Below are 20,487 nucleotides of genomic sequence, written 5' to 3'. Positions count from 1 at the left end.
TGTTTATTAAGATTTTTATTCAATAATATCATCATTAATATATACAACAGATGCAACAACAGATCCAATGTTTTTAACAGTGTGTGTTGAATCTTCAACAATCATCTGGTTTATTTTAACATTTCGTTTACGCATCATATATTTAACCATTTCCACAGCTTCTTTTCTATTTTCCTCATGAGAAACATTAACATTAGTTGTTTCAACAACACAACCTAATTCATCACCAATAGCAACTGCTACACATGCAGTAATGGTATCTCCTTTGTTGTCTGATGTAATATTTGAAAGAACACAATTTACCATTGCACCAGGTTTAAGTTTAGGTAATTCTACAATTTCTGTCTGTTTTCCTAACATACTTGAAACCTTAATTAAATTAACGTCTCCAATTCCTGCATCACTTAATGCATTATCAAAGGCATTTAATCTTGTTGGTCCTTCTGCTTTTCCTGATACAATTGCTACTTTCATTTTATGATTTCCTTTATAATTTGTAAAAAAATGTTTTTAAAAATTTTAAATTATTTCTTTTAAAATCTTTAAATTCATCTTTAATTTTTTAAAAATTTTAACTTATTTTTATTTATTATTTTATAATTTAATATAATTTATTCTTTAATTTTAAAATCTTTAAGATTAAATTTTAATCAAGTTAAGTATTAAACAATATCTTTTTAAACTTAAATTTCAAACTTAAACTTTAAACTATTTAACTATTAAACAATATCTTTTTTAAACTTAAAATTTTAATCTAGCTAATTATTAAGCAATATCTTTTAAACTTAAATTTTTAATCTACTTAATTATTAAACATCTTAAATTTTAAAATACTTAAGTATTTAAATAATATTTTATTAGCAAATATTCTATTTTTTATAATTATTATATACAAATTTTAATTTTTTATCTTTATTTTATTCAGTTTTATAATAATTCTATAAAATTATATTCATTATTTATTATTAAAAATTATTTAATATTAATTAAAAAATTGGTTTAATAGTTTTTATCTTAAAAAGCTTTTATAATACTAACATTTATATAAAAATAAGTTTAATATAATAATATAATAATATGTTTTTTCATATTCAAGATAATTTTTTGATTAAAAATTATTTTTATCTGATTTTAAAGTGAAATCTTTTTTTATTTTTAAAATCAATAATTATTATATTATATTTATATTTTTTTGGAGGATTTTTTATGGCAACAAAAGTTGTAGAAGTTAAAACTTTAAAAGTTGGTAAATACGTAGTATTAAATGATGAACCTTGTAAAATTGTTGGTTTAAGTACTTCTTCTCCTGGTAAACATGGAGCAGCTAAAGCTAGAGTAGAAGCTATTGGTGTTTTCGATGGTCAAAAAAGAACTTTAACCAAACCTGTAAACAGTAAAGTGGATATCCCTATTATTGATAAAAGAGTAGGTCAAGTTTTATCTATCCAAGGTAATAATGTTCAAATCATGGATATGGAAAACTACGATACTTTAGATTTACCATTACCTGAAGAATTAGCTGACAAAATCGTTGAAGGTATTGAAGTAGAATATATTGAAGCTATGGGTAATATGAAAATCATGAGAACTAAAGGTTCAGCACCTAGTTTCTAGATTTCATAACTTTTAATTATATTTAAATTTCAAGTTTTAATATTGGTTTAAATTAGTTATTTAATCTAATATTTTCAATTTAGCTATTTAATTAGTTTTAACTATTAAATATTAATATTTTATAAATTAATTTATTTTTAAATTAATATTTAGCTATTTAATAATTCCAGTCTGGGCTACTTAGTTAAAACTTAAGGGATTTTTTTAATTATTTTTTTATTATAAAAAATAATTTATTTTTTACTTATTTTTTAGTTTTTTTTTTAATTAACTCTAATTATTAGGTGTTTTTAAATGATATTTGGTATGCATGAACCTTGTAAATTTGCATTTTCACAAGAAGAAGTTGATTTTAATAATATTAATCAAGATGATAATGATAATTTATGGGGTATTATTGGTGTTCCATTTGATAGTACTGTATCTTATCATGTTGGTTCAAGATATGGTCCACTTGTTGTAAGAGAAGCATCATACTCCTTTGAATATTATAATACTACTTTTAATAAGGAAATGGATACTGTATTTTATGATTTCGGTGATCTTAATACAATTCCAGGTAATTGTAAAAAGACATGTGATTTACTTGAAGAAGTTGTATCTGATTTACTTAATAATAATATAAGGCCTATTCTTATTGGTGGAGAACATAGTGCTACTAAGGGAACTTTATCTGCAATAGCAAATAATCAAGAATCTAAAGACTTATCAAATATTGTTATAGTACATATTGATGCACATAGGGATATTATTGATGATTATCAAGGTGAAAAAGATTCACATGCAACAATTATGCATAGAGTATTTGATTTAAATCCAAAAGAAATTATTCAAATTGGAATACGTTCATCATCATTAGAAGAAGAGACGTTTGTAAGTGAGAATTCTAATAAGATTACTTCATTTAAAGCAGATGATTTAAGAAAATCTTTTACTTATTTACTTAATTATCTAGAAAATATTAATAATCCAATTTATATATCAATTGATATGGATGCACTTGATCCTGCATATGCTCCTTCTTTAGGTAATCCTGTACCTTGTGGACTTTCACCAGAAAATATTCAAGATATTTTAGTTTGTTTAAAAGATAAAGATATTTTAGGTTTTGATGTTATGGAGGTTGCATCTGATAGGTTAGGTGATATAACTGCTATTAATGCAGCTAAGATAATCTATGACTTTTTATCTTTAATGGATTAATTAAATCATATTTAAATTTTAAAGTTGTTATTTTCGTTTAATGATGGTTTATTGATGTTATACTTCTATTTATTATTATGATGTGTTTTGTTGATTATTATTTTTTATTATTAATGTTTATTTAAGTGTATTCATTGATTAATTATTTATGAAAATAATTATTGTTTTTGGATTAGTTATATTAATTTTTTATTTATTGAAAAGTTTTATTTTTTATTATTTAAATAGTAAATTTTAATAATTCATAATTATATAAATAAGTACATAATTTTTAGGGGGTGAAAATTATGGAAGAAAAAAATATTGTTATTCTAGTTATTGTAATAATTATTGCAATTGTTGTTCTTGGTTTAGGATATATGTTTGTTTATCAACCTAATAGTAATTCTACAGTTTCATCTAATAATAATCTTAATCCTCTTGCAAGTATTCAAAGTTCTCAAATTAAGATTAGTTCTAATGATAATGTAAATGGTACTATTAATGTATATGAATACAGTAATATTAAGGCAAATCCTAATGGAACATATAATCTTTCACAATTTGGAGATTATTATGGACTATTAGGTTGGGATGGTGGTTCTGGTTCTAAACAATCTATTCAAATAGAAAACGGTAAAGCAGATTATACTCTTTCTAATGATACTCAATTTGTATATGTTGATTCATATGTTACAAATTTAAATAAAGATTATGGTTATGATAATAATAATAAAAAAATAACTGTTGAATTATTTATTAAAGGAGTTAAAAAAATGTCAAGTACTTCACCAATGTATTCTACTCAAGCAGATGTTAATTTTGGTGGTCAATTAATTGATTTAAGTACTGGTAAAACATTACCTGATAGTAAGTTAATAGCAGACACACCACATAGTAAATTTAAATCTACTTCTGAGATGGATAAGTATGATGGAGTTTCTGATTCATAAAATTTAAATATTAAACATTTAATTCAAGTATACTGTTTATTATAATGTTAATGATTATTATTCATTGTTTTATATTAAATAGTTATTTGAATTTTATTTTATTTTTTAATTAGTAATAAAGTTTATTTATATTAGTTCTTGTCTTAATTAATGTTTATTAACTATATTTATTGTTTTATATTTTAATTAAATATTTTTTATTCATTAGTTAATTATTATCTATTAACATTATATTTTCTTATTATATATCCAATGATTAGTATTTAAATTAATATTTTATATTATATGTTAAGTAAAAAATTAAAAAGGTAATATTATGTTTTTATTAACTGAAATATTAGCTATACTTGTAGCTATTGAATTTTTATTTATAATGTATTTAGAGACTTTTGCAACTTCTTCAGACAGAACTTCTAAAGTCTTTGGTATGGATAAAACTGAATTAGAAAGAGATTCTGTTAATACACTTTTTAAAAATCAAGGAGTGTATAATGGTCTACTTGCAATTTTAATCTTAATTTCTGTATTTGTATTTTCAAGTAAAATTGCACTTATTTGTTTAATGGTGTATATTATTCTCGTTGCATTATATGGTAGTTTTACAAGTAATCCTAAGATTATTTTAATGCAAGGTGGACTTGCAATTCTTACATTAATTACATGTTTATTTTAAATAGTATATCTATAAAAAATTAGCTATTTAATAGATTTTTAATATCTAATTTTTAATTCTAAACAAGATATTTATAAAAAATTAGTTATTAAATATTAATATCTAATTTTAATTATTATTAAATTTTTAATTTTATCTTTTTCTATATAAAGTCTAAATTTTTATTAAAATTTATTTTTATAGATTTTAAATAATATCTAACTTTAAATAATCTAAGTTTTATTAAAAAATAGTAAATTTCCATTTAAATTTAAGTTTTTATAGGTTTTATTAGAAAATTTTAATTATGATTTAAATTAAAGTCGTTATATGTTTTTATGAATTTTAAGAGATTTTAAGTTAAGATTTTAGGTTTTTACATGTTTTATTAGAAAATTTTAAATTAAGATTTTGGATTTAAGTTAGTATAGGTTTTATTAGAAAATTTTAAATTATTATTTAATTTTAGGTTTTTACATGTTTTATTAGATAATATTAAGTTAATACTTAGATTTAAGTTTTTATGGATTTAATTAGAATATAATTTCAGGTTTTCATAAGTATTATTAAAAATTATAGGTTTTATAAATTTTATAAGGTGTTTTAAATTAATATAAAAGAAAAATTCATTTATGGTGTAAAGAAAGGTATTCCAATAACATTTGGATATATCCCAATGGGTATTGGTTATGCTGCATTAGCTATTAAAGCAGGACTTAGTCCATTACAAACTGTTGCAATGTCAATATTTGTATATGCTGGTGCAGGTCAAATTATTGCAGTATCAATGATTGGTCAAGGTGCAACTTTAATTGCAATTATTCTTACTAATTTTGTTGTTAATTTAAGATACTTTGTAATGAATTTATGTGTATATAATAAGGTAAGTGAGAATTCTTTATTAACAAATATTCTAAGTGCACATTTTACTGTTGATGAATCCTTTGCAATATTTTCACTTATTAAAGAATCATCAATATGGATTTATATTGGAATTTCATTAATAGCATATCTTTCATGGGTACTTGGTGCAGCAATTGGTGTTATGGTACTTAATATACTTCCTGTTATTGTTACAAATAGTTTTAATATATCTTTATATGCATTGTTTGTAGCTATTTTAATTCCTGCAGTAAAACATGATAAGAAATTAGGACTTCTTGTTATATTTACTGGTATTTTAAATATTATTTTAAAACCTTTTGTATCTAATTGGTCTTTAATATTATCTACTATTATTGCTGCTGCAGTTGGAGTATATTATATTGATGATGAAACAGTTATGGGTTCATCTTGTAATAAGAAAAGTGATAATAATGAGATAAGATCTTATTAGTTTAGTATTTAAATCTAATTTAAATTTTATTAGATTTTAATCTATTAATTTTTATATAAATCTAATTTAAGTCTTATTAGATTTTAATCTATTATATAAATCTAATTTAAGTTTAATTTAACTTTTAAATTTAAATAAGTTTTATATAAATTTAAATTCTTTTTAAATATTATTTATTTAAATTTAATCAAAAATTTATTAATTTAATAATATTTTAAAAAATAAAATAAGTAAATATAGTGATTTGTAAGTAGGTTTTTATATGATTGATGTAAATCTTGTAATTCTAGGTTGTGCACTTGTAACATTTATTCCTCGTTTAATTCCAGCAGTATCTGTTGATAAATTAAATCTTAATTATAAATTTGAAAAGTTTTTAAATTTAATTCCATATACTGCACTTGCTGCTTTAATATGTCCTGGTGTATTAACTGTTGATACTAATTTATGGTATATTGGTTTAATTGGTGCAGTTGTAGCAGGTTCTTTAGCATGGAAAAAAGTTCCTCTTGGAGCTATTGTTATTTTAACTGTTGTAGTTTTAATCTGTGTATACTCAATAGTTCCTTTCTTTTAAATACTTAATTATATTTAAAAATTGAATTAAAAAGAAATCGGTTTACTAATAATTTAAGAATTTTATTTGTATTTTAGTCTATTTAAATCCTATTTTTTCTATAATAGTTTAAATAGTATTAATACTTAAAAATCAATTTTTAAGAAAATTTATTCTAAAAATTAGTAAGTTTCAACAGAACTTATATTTTTATAAAAATTAAAATTAAAAAAAAAAATAGTATGTATTACTAATAATTTAAAAGTCTTTAATTATTAGTAAATTTTTTAAAAAAAATTTAATAGGCTTTATTAGTTATTTAATAAATGTTTAAAATATATTGGTGGTATATTTTAAACTAGCTTGTTTTATTAGTTATTTAATAAATGTTTAAAATATATTGATGGTATATTTTAAACTAGCTTGTTTTATTAGTTATTTAATAAATGTTTAAAATCTATTGGTGGTATATTTTAAACTAGTTTGTTTTATTAGCTATTTAGTTTATAATAAATCATATAAATGTGGAATTACTTTTTCAAATTTTACTCCATATTTATGATTAGAATCACCAACAGTTTCTTCAATAGCTTTTTTAGTAAATTCACCAGCAATTTCAGCTGATTTAGATGGTGATTTACCAATCATAGATGATCCTACAAATGCTGAAGCAAAAACGTCACCAGTTCCATGTGAAATATAATCTATTTTATCGTTGTATACAATTTCTGTAGATGAAGGATTATCTTTATCTAAAACAATTGTTCCTAATTTGTTTTCTTTATGATTATCTCCTTTTAAGATAACATATCTTTTTGTAAAATCAGAAAGCTCATTTGCCATATCTAAGATTTCTTCTTTTGAAAAATTTGGCTTCCAAGGTTTATGTAATAAATAACAAGCTTCAGTTGTGTTAGGAAGAATATAATCTCCTATTTTACATAACTCACCCATTTTATCAGCAAATTCTTGGTTAAATGCAGGATAAAATTCACCATTATCTGCCATAGCAGGATCAACAAATACAAGTCCTTCAGGTTTTAATCTTGAATCTATAATTTCTTTTATATAATCCAATTGTTTCATTGAACCAATATATCCAGTATATATAGCATCAAAGTATATTCCTTCTTTTTCCCAATGTTCACGAATAGCTGGAAGATCTTCTGTTAAGTCTCTACAAGTATATCCTGAAAAACCTGATGTATGTGTAGATAAAACTGCAGATGGAAGAACTGCAGTTTCAATTCCAAATGCAGATATAATTGGTAGTGCAACTGTTATTGAGCATTGTCCATAACAAGATATATCTTGAATTGTTAAAATTTTCTTTGTTTTATTTGTTTCATCTAACATAATATTATTTTTAATAAATTATATTATTAATATTTGATTATTTTATATAATTTATAAAAGAAAGAGAAAAAATGTTTTTTATTATATATCATTTAAAGAATTAGGAATATTTTATTGATGGGAACATTAATTTTAAATATTTTCTTATTTATTTTTTTAAATATTAAACTATTCTTAAACATTTAATAAGTTTTTTATATTTATTCAAATATATTATAATTATATTAAATTGTTTTTTTAAATTAATTTATACTTTTTATATATGTTAAGGGAAAATTATGGAAACTAATAATTGAATGTTAATATAAGGTTAATAATTGATATATTGGAAATGATTTATTTCATATTTTTTTAATTTTTAACTTAACTGAAAATGAATTAAGGACTCAAATTTAGGTTATTAACTAAAAGAATATTTGATTATTTATATAATCAAAAACATTGTCTTGAAAATTGAATTTGGTCAAAGTTTAAATTAAGTTAGAATGATGATGCAAAATGATTCTCTTTTTATTTAATTAAATGTAGATTTAAATAATAGGGATAATTTAGATGAATTTATTAAATGGCAAATTAGTACTTCTGATAAGTTAATGGATGTATTTTAGATAGACTTAATAAGTTTTATCATTAACTTTTTTATTATTTAATTATTAAAAGTTATATTTATAGGGGATTTTAATGTCATTTGAAAATCTTTTTAATGAAGAACATTATGAAAAATCTGTTCGTGAATTGTTTCAAGAATTAGGTTATAATTATTACTGTGGATATGATATTGATAGAGAATATACTAATCCTATTTTTTCTGTTGATTTGGATAATTTATATAGAATAAATAAAAATTCAAGTAAAGTTGCAGTTGATGAAGCTATTAAATTAATAAATGAAGTGGAGTTAGGCTCTTTAGAGGAAATTAATGATAAATTTATGCATTATTTGCAAAATGGTGTTGCAGTTAATTACTGGGAAAATAATGAAGAAAGAAGTGATTTAATTAATTTAATTGATTATGAAAATGTTGATAATAATATTTTTACTGTAATTAATCAATGGTCAGTATTAGGTACTGAAGTTAAAAGACCAGATATTGTAGTATTTGTTAATGGTTTACCATTAGTAGTTATAGAACTTAAATCTCCTTCTAGGGATGATACTAATATTTCTGAAGCTTATAATCAACTTCATAAATATATGAAAGTTATTAAACAACTTTTTAAATATAATGTTTTTTGTGTTATAAGTGATCAATCTGCAACTAAAGCAGGTACAATAACTTCTCCAGAAGATAGATTTATGGAATGGAAAAGTGTTGATGGAAGTTATGAATTTACACAATTTGCAGGTTTTGATATATTTTTTAATGGGATGTTTGAAAAAAATAGATTTTTAGATATTATAAAAAATTTCACTTTATATTCAAAAGATGCTACTAATTATATTAAAATATTGGGGGCATATCATCAATATTTTGCTGTTAATAAGGCAGTTAAATCTACAATCGAAGCTATGGGAAAAGATGGTAAAGCAGGTGTATTTTGGCATACTCAAGGAAGTGGAAAATCTTTATCTATGGTTTTTTATGTAAATAAATTACAACAAATACTTGAAAAACCTACTTTTGTAGTTATTACTGATAGAAATGATTTAGATGATCAATTATATAATCAATTTGTTAAATGTTCTGATTTTTTAAAACAAACTCCTAAACAAGCATCAAGTAGGGAAAACTTAAAAGAATTACTTAATAATCGTCAAGCAAATGGTATTTTCTTTTCAACAATGCAAAAATTTGAAGAATCTGACGAACCATTAACAGAACGTAATGATGTGATTGTGATATCTGATGAAGCACACCGTAGTCAATATGGTTTAGAAGAAAAAATGATTCCTGAAACAGGAGAAATTATTGTTGGTGCAGCACGTAAGGTAAGGGATGCTCTTCCAAATGCAACATATATTGGTTTTACTGGAACACCTATTTCTCAGAAAGATAAAAGTACACGTGAAGTATTTGGTAATTATATTGATATTTATGATATGACTCAATCTGTTGAAGATGGTGCTACAGTTCCAATTCATTATGAAACTCGTATTGCTAATTTAAATTTAGATGAAAAAATACTTAGTGAGATAGATGATAAGTATGATGAATTAGCAAGTCAAGCAGAATCTTATAATATTGAAAGAAGTAAAAAAGAATTAAGTAGGATGGAAAGTTTACTTGGAGCTCCTGAGATTATAAATGATATTTGTGAAGATATTATTCATCATTATGAAGATAATCGTGCTTTTGAATTAAGTGGAAAAGCTATGATTGTAGCATATTCTAGAGCAATTGCAATTAAAATGTATAAAAAAATACTTGAACTTAGACCAAATTGGGACAAAAAAGTTAAAGTAGTAATGAGTGATTCAAATAAAGATCCTGAAGATTGGGGAGAAATTATTGGTGATAAAAAATATAGAAAAGAACTTGAAAAAAAATTTAAAGATGATAATGACCCTATGAAAATTGCTATTGTTGTAGATATGTGGCTTACTGGATTTGATGTACCATCACTTGCAACAATGTATATTTACAAACCAATGAAAGGACATAATTTAATGCAAGCAATTGCAAGAGTAAATCGTGTTTATGAAGGGAAAGAAGGAGGTCTTGTAGTTGATTATATTGGTATAGCTTCAGAATTAAGAAAAGCTATGAGTGAATATACTGAAAGAGATAATAAAAATTATGGTGATATGGATGTTATGGATAAGGTATATCCTAAATTTCAAGAAAAGTTAGAAATTTGTGATAATTTATTCCATGGATATGACTATAAAAGTTTTCTTAATGGTACGAATCTTGAAAGATCTAAAGCAATTACTGGTGGTGTAAACTTCTTTGAAGATCCTAAACAGAAAAAAATTAAAGAAGATTATCTTAAAAATGCTTTACTATTAAAGCAAGCATTGTCATTATGTAGAAGTGTGGCAACTGATGAAGAAAGATTAAAAGCAGCATATTTTGAAGCTGTAAGAAGTGTAATGGTTAAATTAACTTCGGATAAGAAAATTTCAATTGTTGAAATAAATCAAACAATTTCAAAAATGCTTAAAAATTCTATTAAAAGTGAAGGTGTAATAAATATTATTGATGTTAATAATGAAGTTTCTATATTTGATCCTGAATTTATAAAAAAACTTCAAAAAATTCATGAACCCTCATTTGCTATTAAATTATTACAAAAATTACTTAATGATGAAGTTAGATTATTTAGAAAAAATGATTTAGTAAAATCAGAACAATTTTCAGAAAGGATGAAAGCAGTTAAAAAGGATTATGTTAATGGACATATTAGTAATCAAGAGGTTATTGATGAATTACTTAAAATAGCACATGATGTTAAAGAAGTTCATGATGAAGGTAATAAATTAGGTTTAAGTAATGAAGAATTAGCATTTTATCATGCTTTAACATTACCTGAAAATATTCATGATTTTTATGAAGATAGTCAATTGATTAAAATAACTCAAGAATTAACTGATAGTTTACGTAGGAGTCGTACAATTGATTGGCAGAAAAAAGAAACCGCAAGAGCAGATATGAGAAGAAAAGTTAAAAGATTACTTAAAAAATATAATTATCCTCCAGAAAAAAGTAAAGATGCTTTGGATAAAGTATTAAAACAGTGTGAATTATGGGCAGATGCATCAGCATAATAAAAATATAGTGATTTAAATGGTAAAGAAAAATACTTCAGAAATTGGTTTTGAAAAACAAATATGGAATGCAGCAGAAGAACTTAGAGGTTCTATGGATGCAGCAGAATATAAACATATTGTATTAGGTTTAATTTTTTTAAAATATTTATCTGATAAATTTGAAGAAAGATATAATGAACTTGTTGAAGAAGGTGAAGGTTTTGAAGAAGATAGGGATGAGTATACAGCAGAAGGGATATTTTATGTTCCTCCTGAAGCTCGTTGGAAGTTAATATCTGAAAAAGCACACACTGAAGAAAATGGTATAACTATTGATAATGCAATGAGGGAAATAGAAAAAGAAAATGATGAGCTTAAAGGAATTTTACCTAAAACATTTTCTAAACCTGAAATTGATAAAAGTAAATTAGGTGCAGTTATTGATTTATTTACTAATGTAGAGATGGCAGATTATGGTGATAAAAAGGACATTTTAGGACGTACATATGAATATTGTCTTGGAATGTTTGCTGAAACTGAAGGTAAAAAAGCAGGAGAATTTTATACTCCGGCATGTGTTGTAAAAACTTTAGTATCTGTGATTAAACCATTTAATGGAAGAGTTTATGATCCATGTTGTGGTTCTGGTGGTATGTTTGTTCAATCTAAAAAATTTATTGAAAATCATCAAGGTAATATAAAAAATATTAGTGTTTATGGTCAAGAATCTAATCCAACTACTTGGAAAATGGCTAAAATGAATTTAGCTATTCGTGGAATAGAAGCAGATCTTGGTGAACATCAAGCAGATACTTTTTTAAATGATTTACATCCAACACTTAAAGCAGATTATGTACTTGCTAATCCTCCTTTTAATCTTAAAAAATGGGGTCAAGAAAAAATTAAAGATGACGTAAGATGGAAATATGGTATACCACCAAAAGGAAATGCAAACTTTGCATGGATGCAACATATGATATATCATTTATCACCAAAAGGAAAAATAGGTCTTGTTCTTGCTAATGGTTCATTATCTTCAACAACAAGTGGTGAAGATAAAATAAGACAAGCTATTATTGAAGATGATTTAGTTGAATGTATTGTAGCTCTTCCAGATAAATTATTTTACACAACAGGTATATCAGTTTGTCTTTGGTTTTTAAATAGAAATAAAAATCAAGTAGGTAAAACTTTATTTATTGATGCACGTGAAATGGGAACTATGGTTTCACGTAAACTAAGAGAATTAACTGATGATGATATTAATCTTATTGCTGATACATATAATAAATTTATTGATGGTACTCTTGAAGATGAAAAAGGATTCTGTAAAGTTAGTGATTTAGAAGAAATTAAAAAACAAGATTTTATTTTAACTCCTGGCAGATATGTTGGTTTTAAACCTGAAGAAGATGATGGAATTCCATTTGAAGAAAAAATGAAAACTTTAACTACTGAACTTGGAGAATTATTTAAAGAATCTAATGAACTTGAATCTAAAATAAGACAAAATTTAAAAGATATTGGATTTGAGTTTTAAAATTTAATTATTTTTTTATTTAAGGTGTGATAAATTTGAGTTTAGGATGGGAAATTAAACCTTTTAGTGAACTTGTAGAAATCATAGGAGGTGGAACTCCAAAAACATCTAAAAATGAATATTGGGATGGCAATATTCCATGGATTTCTATTAAAGATTTTAATAATAATTTAAAACATATAACAAGCACAGAAAAAACAATTACAAAATTAGGGCTTGATAATAGTTCTACAAAATTGTTAAAAACTGGAGATATAATAATTTCTGCTAGAGGTACTGTTGGAGAAATTGCTATGCTTTCATCTAATATGGCTTTTAATCAATCATGTTATGGACTTAGACCTTTAAATTTTGTTGATAATGATTTTATTTATTATTTATTAAAATATAATTTAAATATACTGAAAAATAATACTCATGGTTCTGTTTTTGATACTATAACTATTAATACATTTGATAATATTTTTGTTAAAATTCCACCTAAAAATATTCAAGAGAAAATTGGTAAATTATTATCTTCTTTTGATGAAAAAATTTCATTAAATAAAAAGATAAATAGTAATTTAGAAGAGCAAATTCTTAAAATATTTAATGATTGGTTTGTGAAATTTAGTTTATGTGATGAATTTGAAGAGAGTAAATTAGGTTTAATTCCTAAAGGTTGGTCTGTAGATTATTTAGGTAGTGGAAAGTCTAGTTCTATCATTGGTTCTGGAATTGTTGATTTTGAGGGTTATAAAGTTTATATAGCTACTGCAGATGTGGATAATTCTTCCATAATAAACAATAAAACATTAATTACATTAAAAAATAAGCCTAGCAGAGCAAATATGCAACCTATTGAGAAAAGCATTTGGTTTGCTAAAATGATTGATTCAAGAAAATTAATTATGGTTGATGATTATTGTGAGAACATATTAAATAATTATATATTTTCTACAGGGTTTTGTGGTTTAAAATGCTCTGAAGAGTATTTTTATTATCTTTGGAGTTTTTTATTAACAAATGGTTTTGATACAATGAAAAATAATTTTTGTACAGGTACAACAATGCAAGCAGTTAATAACAAAGATATTAAAATGATTAATTTTGTTTTACCTGATTTAAAAACAGTTGATAAGTTTAATATTATTGCAAAACCAATTTTTAAGAAAATTTACTTAAATAATTTGGAAATCCAGAAATTAACCAAATTAAGAGACACATTACTTCCTAAATTAATGTCTGGTGAAATTGATGTTTCAAAGATAAATTGTGATTTAAATTAATTTTTCTTTTTTATTTTTTTAACAATTTTAATAACAATTGTTATATTTTTATCTATAAAGATTAATTTTTAATTTTATTAATAATTTAAAGATATTAACCTATAAATTTTCTATGAGCTATTTTTACATTATTTTGATTTACCATGGCATATTGCATTGTTGTATCTATTTGTACATGGCCTAATAGTTTTTGTACTTGTTCTATAGGCATTCCTTTATCAATTGCATTTGTTGCTAAAGTTCGTCTAAATTTATGTGGATGTACTTTTGGTATTTTGCATTTTTTTCCTAATTTTCGTAGTCTTGTTTCTACTCCACTTATTCCTAATCTTTTGTGTGGATTATTTAGAGATACAAATAATGCAGGGTTTTCATCAGTTCTAGATTGTAAATATTCTATTAAATGTATTTTTGTTCTTGCATCAAAATAGACTACTCTTTCACTTTCACCTTTACCAAAAACTATGCATTCTCTTTCATAAAAATTTATATCTTCAATATTTAACTTTACTAATTCACCTACTCTTATTCCTGTTGAAATTAATATTTCAACTATTGCAAGATCTCTTTTTTCTTCACAATTATCCCTTAAAGTTTCTAAATTTTCATCAGTTAATACTTCTTTAACTACTCTTCCAGTTTTTACTTTATGTATTCTTTTTACTGGATTTTTTAATATGTAATCTTCATCTTCGAGCCATGAAAAGAAACTTGAGAATATTCTTCTAATATTATCAATTGTTATTTTAGATGAATTTTTTGTTTCTTTATGATTGAATAAATATTTTCGTATATCTTCTGTATTAATATTATAAACTTGTTTTTTGATAGTTATTAACATTTTTTCTAATGTAGATTTATAATATTTAATTGTTTTATAAGAACGTCCTTCTACTTGTTTAGCAGTTAAAAATAATTTTAACAATTTAAAATTATCTAATTCACATGATTCATTATTATTGTCTATTATTTCAATATCTTTTAATGAATTTAAAAGAGAATTTGTTAATTTTATATATTGGCCTTGATTTAAAAAGGGTTTCATTTGATTTTGTATTTTTGAAATTAATTTAGTTTTCATATTATAATCTCCAAAGATATTTTAGGAAATTTAATATGAAATTTTTAATTATAATTATTATTGATTTTAATTTTTCATATATAATATCAATATTTAAATCACAATTTATCTTTGAAACATCAATTTCACCAGACATTAATTTAGGAAGTAATGTGTCTCTTAAAACAATTAAATTAGATATTTCCTCAGATATTTGTTTTTTATAATTAAAAAAAGGATATACTAATTTATTAAACTCATTTAAATCATGACTTTTAGGAATAAATAATTCTAATGATTTAAATTCTGTTTTATTAAATTTTAATTGAACAGATCCACCAGTAATTGTATTAATTAAATATTGTCCAAAATCAGATTTAAACAATAAATATAAGTAAAAATTAAGATTAGGATAATTATCTTCAGTTTTTACTAAAATCATATTATTACCTAATGTCATAGGTTTATCTAAAAATGGACATAAAAAAACAGAACCCACATCTCCAACATTAGAAATAATTATTTCATTACCAAATAATTTAGATTTTTTAAGAAATTCATAAGAATGCTTATTCACATATTTTTCAAAATTATTGGCTTTTAAATCAATATTTCTAATAAAATAAGCATAATTTTCTTCATCTAAAATAGAAACATTTTCTTTCAAAGATGCAAAACTACCATTAGCTACATAGTCTGTTATAATTAAAGGTAATTCACCTATTTTTTTAACAATTAAATTAGAATTATACGAAAATTTAGTAATAAAATTTTCTCTAAAAATTGAGTTTAAAATATTATCTAAATTACTATTTATCTTTTCATTAATTGAAATTTTTTTATCTATATTAGATAAAATTGTTAAAACTCTTTTTTGATAGTCTAAATTTGGGATTGCCAAATCTAAACGATTTAATGTTTTGGTTCTCAAACTAGGAATTGATGTTCCTTCATTATATCTACTTAAATCTATTAAAGACATAACATAATAAAGAAATTTTGGAATAACAATTTCATCATTAACTTCAGTATAAAATAGTGTATCTACTGTCCAGAAAGGTTCTTCAATATATCTTACTTTTTCAATTGATCCTTTCCTACCAATTAAAACCGAAGGTTTATCATAGAGATAATCAATTGAATATCCCATTAACCCTCCAGTACCATAAATAGGATATTTTCCATTTTCATCATCCTGAACTTTCTTTTGATTTCTTCCATATTTAATTTTGACTAAATCACCAAGAGAATAATAATTAAATTCTAAACTCAAATTTTACAGTCTACACCATCTACAGATTAACACATTTAAATTAAATATATAATTTTAATAAATCTGTTTTTTGTTATTTATTTTTTAATATTTTATTCTTATTTTATATTGTTTTCATAATCATTTATTTGAATTATTTTAATTTATATATAAACATTTATTAATTATTTATTACAGATATATTAATGTTAAAATACTTTTTAATTTAGGTGAATAGTTTAAAGTTCTAAAATTTTATAATGAATGTATGAGCTTTGTTCATGAAGAACTTCAAGATAATTTAAAGAAGGTTCTAAGTTATTTATTATTCCTGTTATATTAATTAAAAAAAATTATATTATATTGATTTAAGATTAAAATTTGTTTCTTTAATTTTGATAAAATGGATTTTGAAGTTTTTTTTATTTTTAGGCAATGAGAGATAATAATAGAAAGGAGCAAAACATTTTGAGTATTGGAATAATAAAATTATGATAAAAGTGTAATATTTAATGAATTTGTAGGTAACTATATTGTGATAACTATTCATTATTTTTTTATTTATTTACTATTTAATTAAATATGGTTTATATATTAGTAATTTTACAATTTTAACTTTTAATCATGTTTATTTTATTTTATTTATTAATTTGGTGATAATTTGGATATTGAAATTTTTTCTGATGAAACAATTTTTAAAGATGAATATTTAGGTTTAGGTTGTTTATTTATTCCAATATCTTTTAAAAAAAATTTAATTAAAAATTTGATGGATTTAAGATGTTTGGGTAATAGTGAGTGGAATTGGGATGAAAAATATTGTAACTTTAATTGTGGTTATCATAAATTTAATAATTGTGAAATTCATTTTAAAGATATTGATAAAAGTTTTTCTGATAAAAAATTAGAAATATATAAAAATTGGATTGATTTTATTGTGAATTGGAATAAGAATAATGATTCTGAAGAACAACTTATTTATTTTAATATTCTTTATCTGGATTTAAATAAATTGGATTATAAAAATTTCGGTATTAAAACAGGTGATTTAACTAATATTTATAATAGATTTTATCGTACAAATTTAGATTATGCTTTTAAAACTTTTTTTAATAATAATGTAAATGTTAAAGGTGTATGGCATGATAATTCTTCTGAAAAAGAGAATCACAATTATTTTTCATGGCATTCTATTTCTTGCTTGAACGAACCTTCAAGAAATATTAATTTTGAAAATGATGAAATTAATTTCATTAGTTCTAACCATAATGATTATAAAGATGAAAATTTAAAAGGGAATGCTAATTTGATTCAATTAATAGATTTAATTTTAGGCTGTTCTAATCAAATTTTGTTTAAAAAATCAGATGTTGAAAATAAAAAAATACTTGCTAATGAATTTTATCCCTTATTTAAAAGATTGTGGAAGAATCCTTCAAATCCTAATAGTCATTATAATTATGTAGGTAAAGAGAATGTTGCTATTTTTCCGGATGGTGAAAAATATGTTCAAAAAAATCTTTTTGGTAATGATGTTATTGGTAGTAAGTTTCATAGAAATATTCGAATTTCAAAACCTTTAGATGAAAATAATTATAATGATTTTGGTAATTTTTATCATTCATGATTTTATTTCATGTTTGAACTAATTTTCTTGAGTTATTTTCATATTTAAATATTATATTTACAATTTTTATAAAGTTTTGGATTATAATGATTTATTTAATATCTTTTTGACTTTGTTTAAATTCTCATAATTTTTAAAATAAACTTTCTTCAATTTGATTTTGAAGTATTAAATGCCATTTAAATTTTATAAAAAATAGGGTTTTAGCAGACCACTTTCTTTTAATAAATAAGTTATTAAGTTAATAATTTATTTAAGGTAAATATTTTTTTATAATTAATACTAAATCGTATAATATGATTAAAATTAGATTAGACAATACGTTTAATAAAAGCATGGTTAAAACATTAAAATTTATTAAGCTTAATAAGAATAAAATTAAAAATGATTATAATTCAAATTTAAATATATTTTTGAATAATAATACAATTGACGATAATTTTAATAAAATGGTTGAATATATTCAAAAGATAACAAAATTTGATAAAAATATTATAAAAATGTATATTATTAAATATTTAGATGATTATTTAATTAATATAAATGAAAGGGATGATATTAATGGGGTTTCTAATGAAATATTAAGAAAATTAGAGAATGAAATTAATTATATTATCAAAGATAAATATAAAGATTTTGAGATTATTTTTCCTATTGAAAATTTAAATTTTAAAAAAAATTTTTATGTAGGTAATGTATATTTTTTTGAAGGACCGAAAATATCGAAAATAGAAAATGAATTAGATGAATTTTATAAGTTGGGAAAATTTTTTGCTAAAACAACAATTTATGCAACTGAAAAATCTGCATTTTTTAAAGGTGAAATTAAAATTAAACTTGCAATAAATATTATTAAATTATTTTTAGATGAAGAGTTATGTAATTTTAATTTAGTAGGAAATACATATAATGAAATTTGTTTAAGAAAAGCATTTTTACAAACGAAATCTAAGAAATATATTGGAATAACATCTGAAAAAGAATATGGGTATGATTTATCTCCAATTAAAATTAGTAAAAAAAATTTTAAAGATGAATATTTTGGTTTATTTAATGAAATTTCAAAGTTATTATTAACTGAAAATTTTGAGAATGAAAATTCTGATTTTGAAAATAAATTATTAACTGCGATATTTTGGTTTGGTGAGTCTAAATCAATTAAAATATTAAATTTGAATGATAATGAAGAAAAAGAAAACAAAACAAAAATATATAATTTAAAATTATCTGAATATCAAAAAAAATTATTATATTTAATAATTTCTTTAGAATCTGTATTTGTATTTAATGAAGATAATATTACAAATGATATTTCAAATAATGTATCTAATTTAATAATCAATCCAATAAAAAAAGAAAAAATAAAAAAACATGTTAAATATTTTTATAGAATTAGATCAGGGATAGTTCATAATGGGTTTTCTTTTGTAAATAAAGAAGAATTAGAAATATTAAGTAAAATTACACAAGATTCATTATATCGCTTAATTGAAATATATATTTTATATTATCATAAAATTAGATATCTCCAAAATAGATTAGAATAAAATCAATTTTAATAATTTTAAAGTATTTTCTATTAACTTTATTGAAAGAATATTTGAATTAAATACAAATTAATATTTAAATTTTTCATTTTGATTTATTTATCTTAAATTATTTTTTAATCTTTAATTTTTTTAAAAACCTTAAATATTTATTTAAATTAAATTATTTCTTTTAATTTCTTTTTATTCATAAAAATATGAATAATTTAATTAATATAAAACTAAACAAAACTATTTATACTTTTATTTATAATTTATTAATTGTAGAATTGATTAAATTCAATTCTATAAAAAAATAGATAAAAGATGAAAATATGAATAAAAAGCATAATGTAAATAAATATGCATTATTACTACTTTTTTTAATATTCTTCATTGTTTTATCAGCTAGTTTAATAAGTGCAACAGATGTCACAAATAATACAGACACAAACAATCTTATGCAAACAACAACTACTGATAATATAACAAATAATGCAATAGAAACAAAATCAATATATGAAAATAAAAGTATTTAGGGGCCTGAATTTTTCACATTTGTGAGAGCTTTTGTAGGCCTGTTTTTGATGTATCTGAGTTTTGTACAAGTAGTGTTCCTAATAATACATATAAATATAAGGTTTTTTCTACTGATTTTGGTGTAAATTTGTGTATTTTTCTCATTTCTAATGAATTTTTAAGTACTTTGAAATAGTCTTCGATTTTACCTCTTATTGGTTTGTAATGTTTCCAATTCATGAGTTTACTGATTAATTCTTTTTTTAATCGTTTAAATAGTCTTTTATTTTTATTTAATTGCTTTTTATTTTTAAATATGTTTAAGGAGTAGCTTAAAACATCATCAAGGTGTTTTA

The 20,487-nt window shown here is 22.1% G+C and carries 16 protein-coding genes and 1 pseudogene; 12 read left to right on the top strand and 5 right to left on the bottom strand.

The window, feature by feature from the left end:
* Nucleotides 1-15: 15 nt before the first annotated feature.
* Entirely contained in the window at nt 16-474 is a 459-nt protein-coding gene (locus T523_RS02660; RefSeq protein WP_042707376.1) for a pyruvoyl-dependent arginine decarboxylase, read from the bottom strand.
* 732 nt (nt 475-1,206) lie between these two features.
* Between T523_RS02660 and T523_RS02655 the strand changes: the two genes are divergently transcribed.
* The 6 genes from T523_RS02655 to T523_RS02630 all read left to right on the top strand — a co-directional run bounded on the left by T523_RS02655 (nt 1,207) and on the right by T523_RS02630 (nt 6,314).
* Nucleotides 1,207-1,614, top strand: a complete 408-nt coding sequence (locus tag T523_RS02655) for a translation initiation factor IF-5A (protein ID WP_042707375.1) — start codon at nt 1,207-1,209, stop codon at nt 1,612-1,614.
* Nucleotides 1,615-1,908: 294 nt separating this feature from the next.
* The gene (gene speB / locus T523_RS02650) at nt 1,909-2,817 is read left to right on the top strand and encodes an agmatinase (RefSeq protein WP_042707374.1); all 909 of its coding nucleotides are present in this window, start codon (nt 1,909-1,911) and stop codon (nt 2,815-2,817) included.
* Nucleotides 2,818-3,104: 287 nt separating this feature from the next.
* A complete protein-coding gene (locus T523_RS02645; protein WP_042707373.1) occupies nt 3,105-3,749 on the top strand; it encodes a hypothetical protein in 645 nt (214 codons plus the stop codon).
* A gap of 316 nt (nt 3,750-4,065) precedes the next feature.
* Complete coding sequence (locus T523_RS02640) at nt 4,066-4,422, top strand: DUF1304 domain-containing protein (protein WP_042707372.1); 357 nt, start codon at nt 4,066-4,068, stop codon at nt 4,420-4,422.
* Between the two features lie 586 nt (nt 4,423-5,008).
* Entirely contained in the window at nt 5,009-5,737 is a 729-nt protein-coding gene (locus T523_RS02635; RefSeq protein ID WP_332248286.1) for an AzlC family ABC transporter permease, read from the top strand.
* A 262-nt stretch (nt 5,738-5,999) separates the two neighbouring features.
* Entirely contained in the window at nt 6,000-6,314 is a 315-nt protein-coding gene (locus T523_RS02630; RefSeq protein WP_042707371.1) for an AzlD domain-containing protein, read from the top strand.
* 483 nt (nt 6,315-6,797) lie between these two features.
* Here the strand turns inward: T523_RS02630 and T523_RS02625 are convergent, their stop codons facing one another.
* Nucleotides 6,798-7,649 (bottom strand): pyridoxamine kinase, encoded by an 852-nt coding sequence (locus T523_RS02625; RefSeq protein ID WP_042707370.1) that lies wholly within the window; start codon nt 7,647-7,649, stop codon nt 6,798-6,800.
* A 681-nt stretch (nt 7,650-8,330) separates the two neighbouring features.
* On the opposite strand from T523_RS02625, the gene T523_RS02620 reads away from it, so the two are divergent.
* The 3 genes from T523_RS02620 to T523_RS02610 are packed head-to-tail and all read left to right on the top strand — an operon-like array spanning nt 8,331 to nt 14,147.
* Entirely contained in the window at nt 8,331-11,357 is a 3,027-nt protein-coding gene (locus tag T523_RS02620) for a type I restriction endonuclease subunit R (RefSeq protein ID WP_042707369.1), read from the top strand.
* A gap of 19 nt (nt 11,358-11,376) precedes the next feature.
* Complete coding sequence (locus tag T523_RS02615; protein WP_042707368.1) at nt 11,377-12,879, top strand: class I SAM-dependent DNA methyltransferase; 1,503 nt, start codon at nt 11,377-11,379, stop codon at nt 12,877-12,879.
* A 35-nt stretch (nt 12,880-12,914) separates the two neighbouring features.
* Complete coding sequence (locus T523_RS02610; RefSeq protein WP_052334615.1) at nt 12,915-14,147, top strand: restriction endonuclease subunit S; 1,233 nt, start codon at nt 12,915-12,917, stop codon at nt 14,145-14,147.
* A 94-nt stretch (nt 14,148-14,241) separates the two neighbouring features.
* On the opposite strand, the gene xerA is transcribed toward T523_RS02610, so the two are convergent.
* Together xerA and T523_RS09130 are read right to left on the bottom strand one after the other, a co-directional pair.
* Entirely contained in the window at nt 14,242-15,228 is a 987-nt protein-coding gene (xerA, locus tag T523_RS02605) for a site-specific tyrosine recombinase/integron integrase (RefSeq protein WP_042707367.1), read from the bottom strand.
* 1 nt (nt 15,229) lies between these two features.
* Entirely contained in the window at nt 15,230-16,480 is a 1,251-nt protein-coding gene (locus tag T523_RS09130; RefSeq protein ID WP_198016019.1) for a restriction endonuclease subunit S, read from the bottom strand.
* Between the two features lie 640 nt (nt 16,481-17,120).
* Here T523_RS09130 and T523_RS02595 point away from each other — a divergent pair.
* From T523_RS02595 to T523_RS02585, 3 genes are all read left to right on the top strand, one after another.
* On the top strand, nt 17,121-18,086 hold the full coding sequence (locus tag T523_RS02595) for a hypothetical protein (protein ID WP_042707366.1): 966 nt from the start codon (nt 17,121-17,123) through the stop codon (nt 18,084-18,086).
* Nucleotides 18,087-18,382: 296 nt separating this feature from the next.
* Entirely contained in the window at nt 18,383-19,633 is a 1,251-nt protein-coding gene (locus T523_RS02590) for a HEPN domain-containing protein (RefSeq protein ID WP_156929584.1), read from the top strand.
* A gap of 314 nt (nt 19,634-19,947) precedes the next feature.
* Nucleotides 19,948-20,151, top strand: coding sequence for a hypothetical protein (locus T523_RS02585; protein WP_042707364.1), 204 nt, complete (start codon nt 19,948-19,950; stop codon nt 20,149-20,151).
* Nucleotides 20,152-20,164: 13 nt separating this feature from the next.
* On the opposite strand, the pseudogene T523_RS09245 reads toward T523_RS02585, so the two are convergent.
* Nucleotides 20,165-20,487, bottom strand: a pseudogene (locus T523_RS09245) (hypothetical protein); the annotation flags it as partial.

Source organism: Methanobrevibacter wolinii SH (genome assembly GCF_000621965.1).
GTDB classification, from domain to species: domain Archaea; phylum Methanobacteriota; class Methanobacteria; order Methanobacteriales; family Methanobacteriaceae; genus Methanarmilla; species Methanarmilla wolinii.
Note: the sequence above shows the minus strand (reverse complement) of the source record. Positions and strands in the feature narration are given on the sequence as shown.

Bases quoted from the DNA above. Each gene is read 5' to 3' on its own strand.
- T523_RS02660 (WP_042707376.1), bottom strand. From the start codon at position 474: ATGAAAGTAGCAATTGTATCAGGAAAAGCAGAAGGACCAACAAGATTA.
- T523_RS02590 (WP_156929584.1), top strand. From the start codon at position 18,383: ATGATTAAAATTAGATTAGACAATACGTTTAATAAAAGCATGGTTAAA.
- T523_RS02625 (WP_042707370.1), bottom strand. From the start codon at position 7,649: ATGTTAGATGAAACAAATAAAACAAAGAAAATTTTAACAATTCAAGAT.
- speB (WP_042707374.1), top strand. From the start codon at position 1,909: ATGATATTTGGTATGCATGAACCTTGTAAATTTGCATTTTCACAAGAA.
- T523_RS02630 (WP_042707371.1), top strand. From the start codon at position 6,000: ATGATTGATGTAAATCTTGTAATTCTAGGTTGTGCACTTGTAACATTT.
- T523_RS02585 (WP_042707364.1), top strand. From the start codon at position 19,948: ATGAATAAAAAGCATAATGTAAATAAATATGCATTATTACTACTTTTT.
- xerA (WP_042707367.1), bottom strand. From the start codon at position 15,228: ATGAAAACTAAATTAATTTCAAAAATACAAAATCAAATGAAACCCTTT.
- T523_RS02645 (WP_042707373.1), top strand. From the start codon at position 3,105: ATGGAAGAAAAAAATATTGTTATTCTAGTTATTGTAATAATTATTGCA.
- T523_RS02655 (WP_042707375.1), top strand. From the start codon at position 1,207: ATGGCAACAAAAGTTGTAGAAGTTAAAACTTTAAAAGTTGGTAAATAC.
- T523_RS02640 (WP_042707372.1), top strand. From the start codon at position 4,066: ATGTTTTTATTAACTGAAATATTAGCTATACTTGTAGCTATTGAATTT.
- T523_RS02620 (WP_042707369.1), top strand. From the start codon at position 8,331: ATGTCATTTGAAAATCTTTTTAATGAAGAACATTATGAAAAATCTGTT.
- T523_RS02615 (WP_042707368.1), top strand. From the start codon at position 11,377: ATGGTAAAGAAAAATACTTCAGAAATTGGTTTTGAAAAACAAATATGG.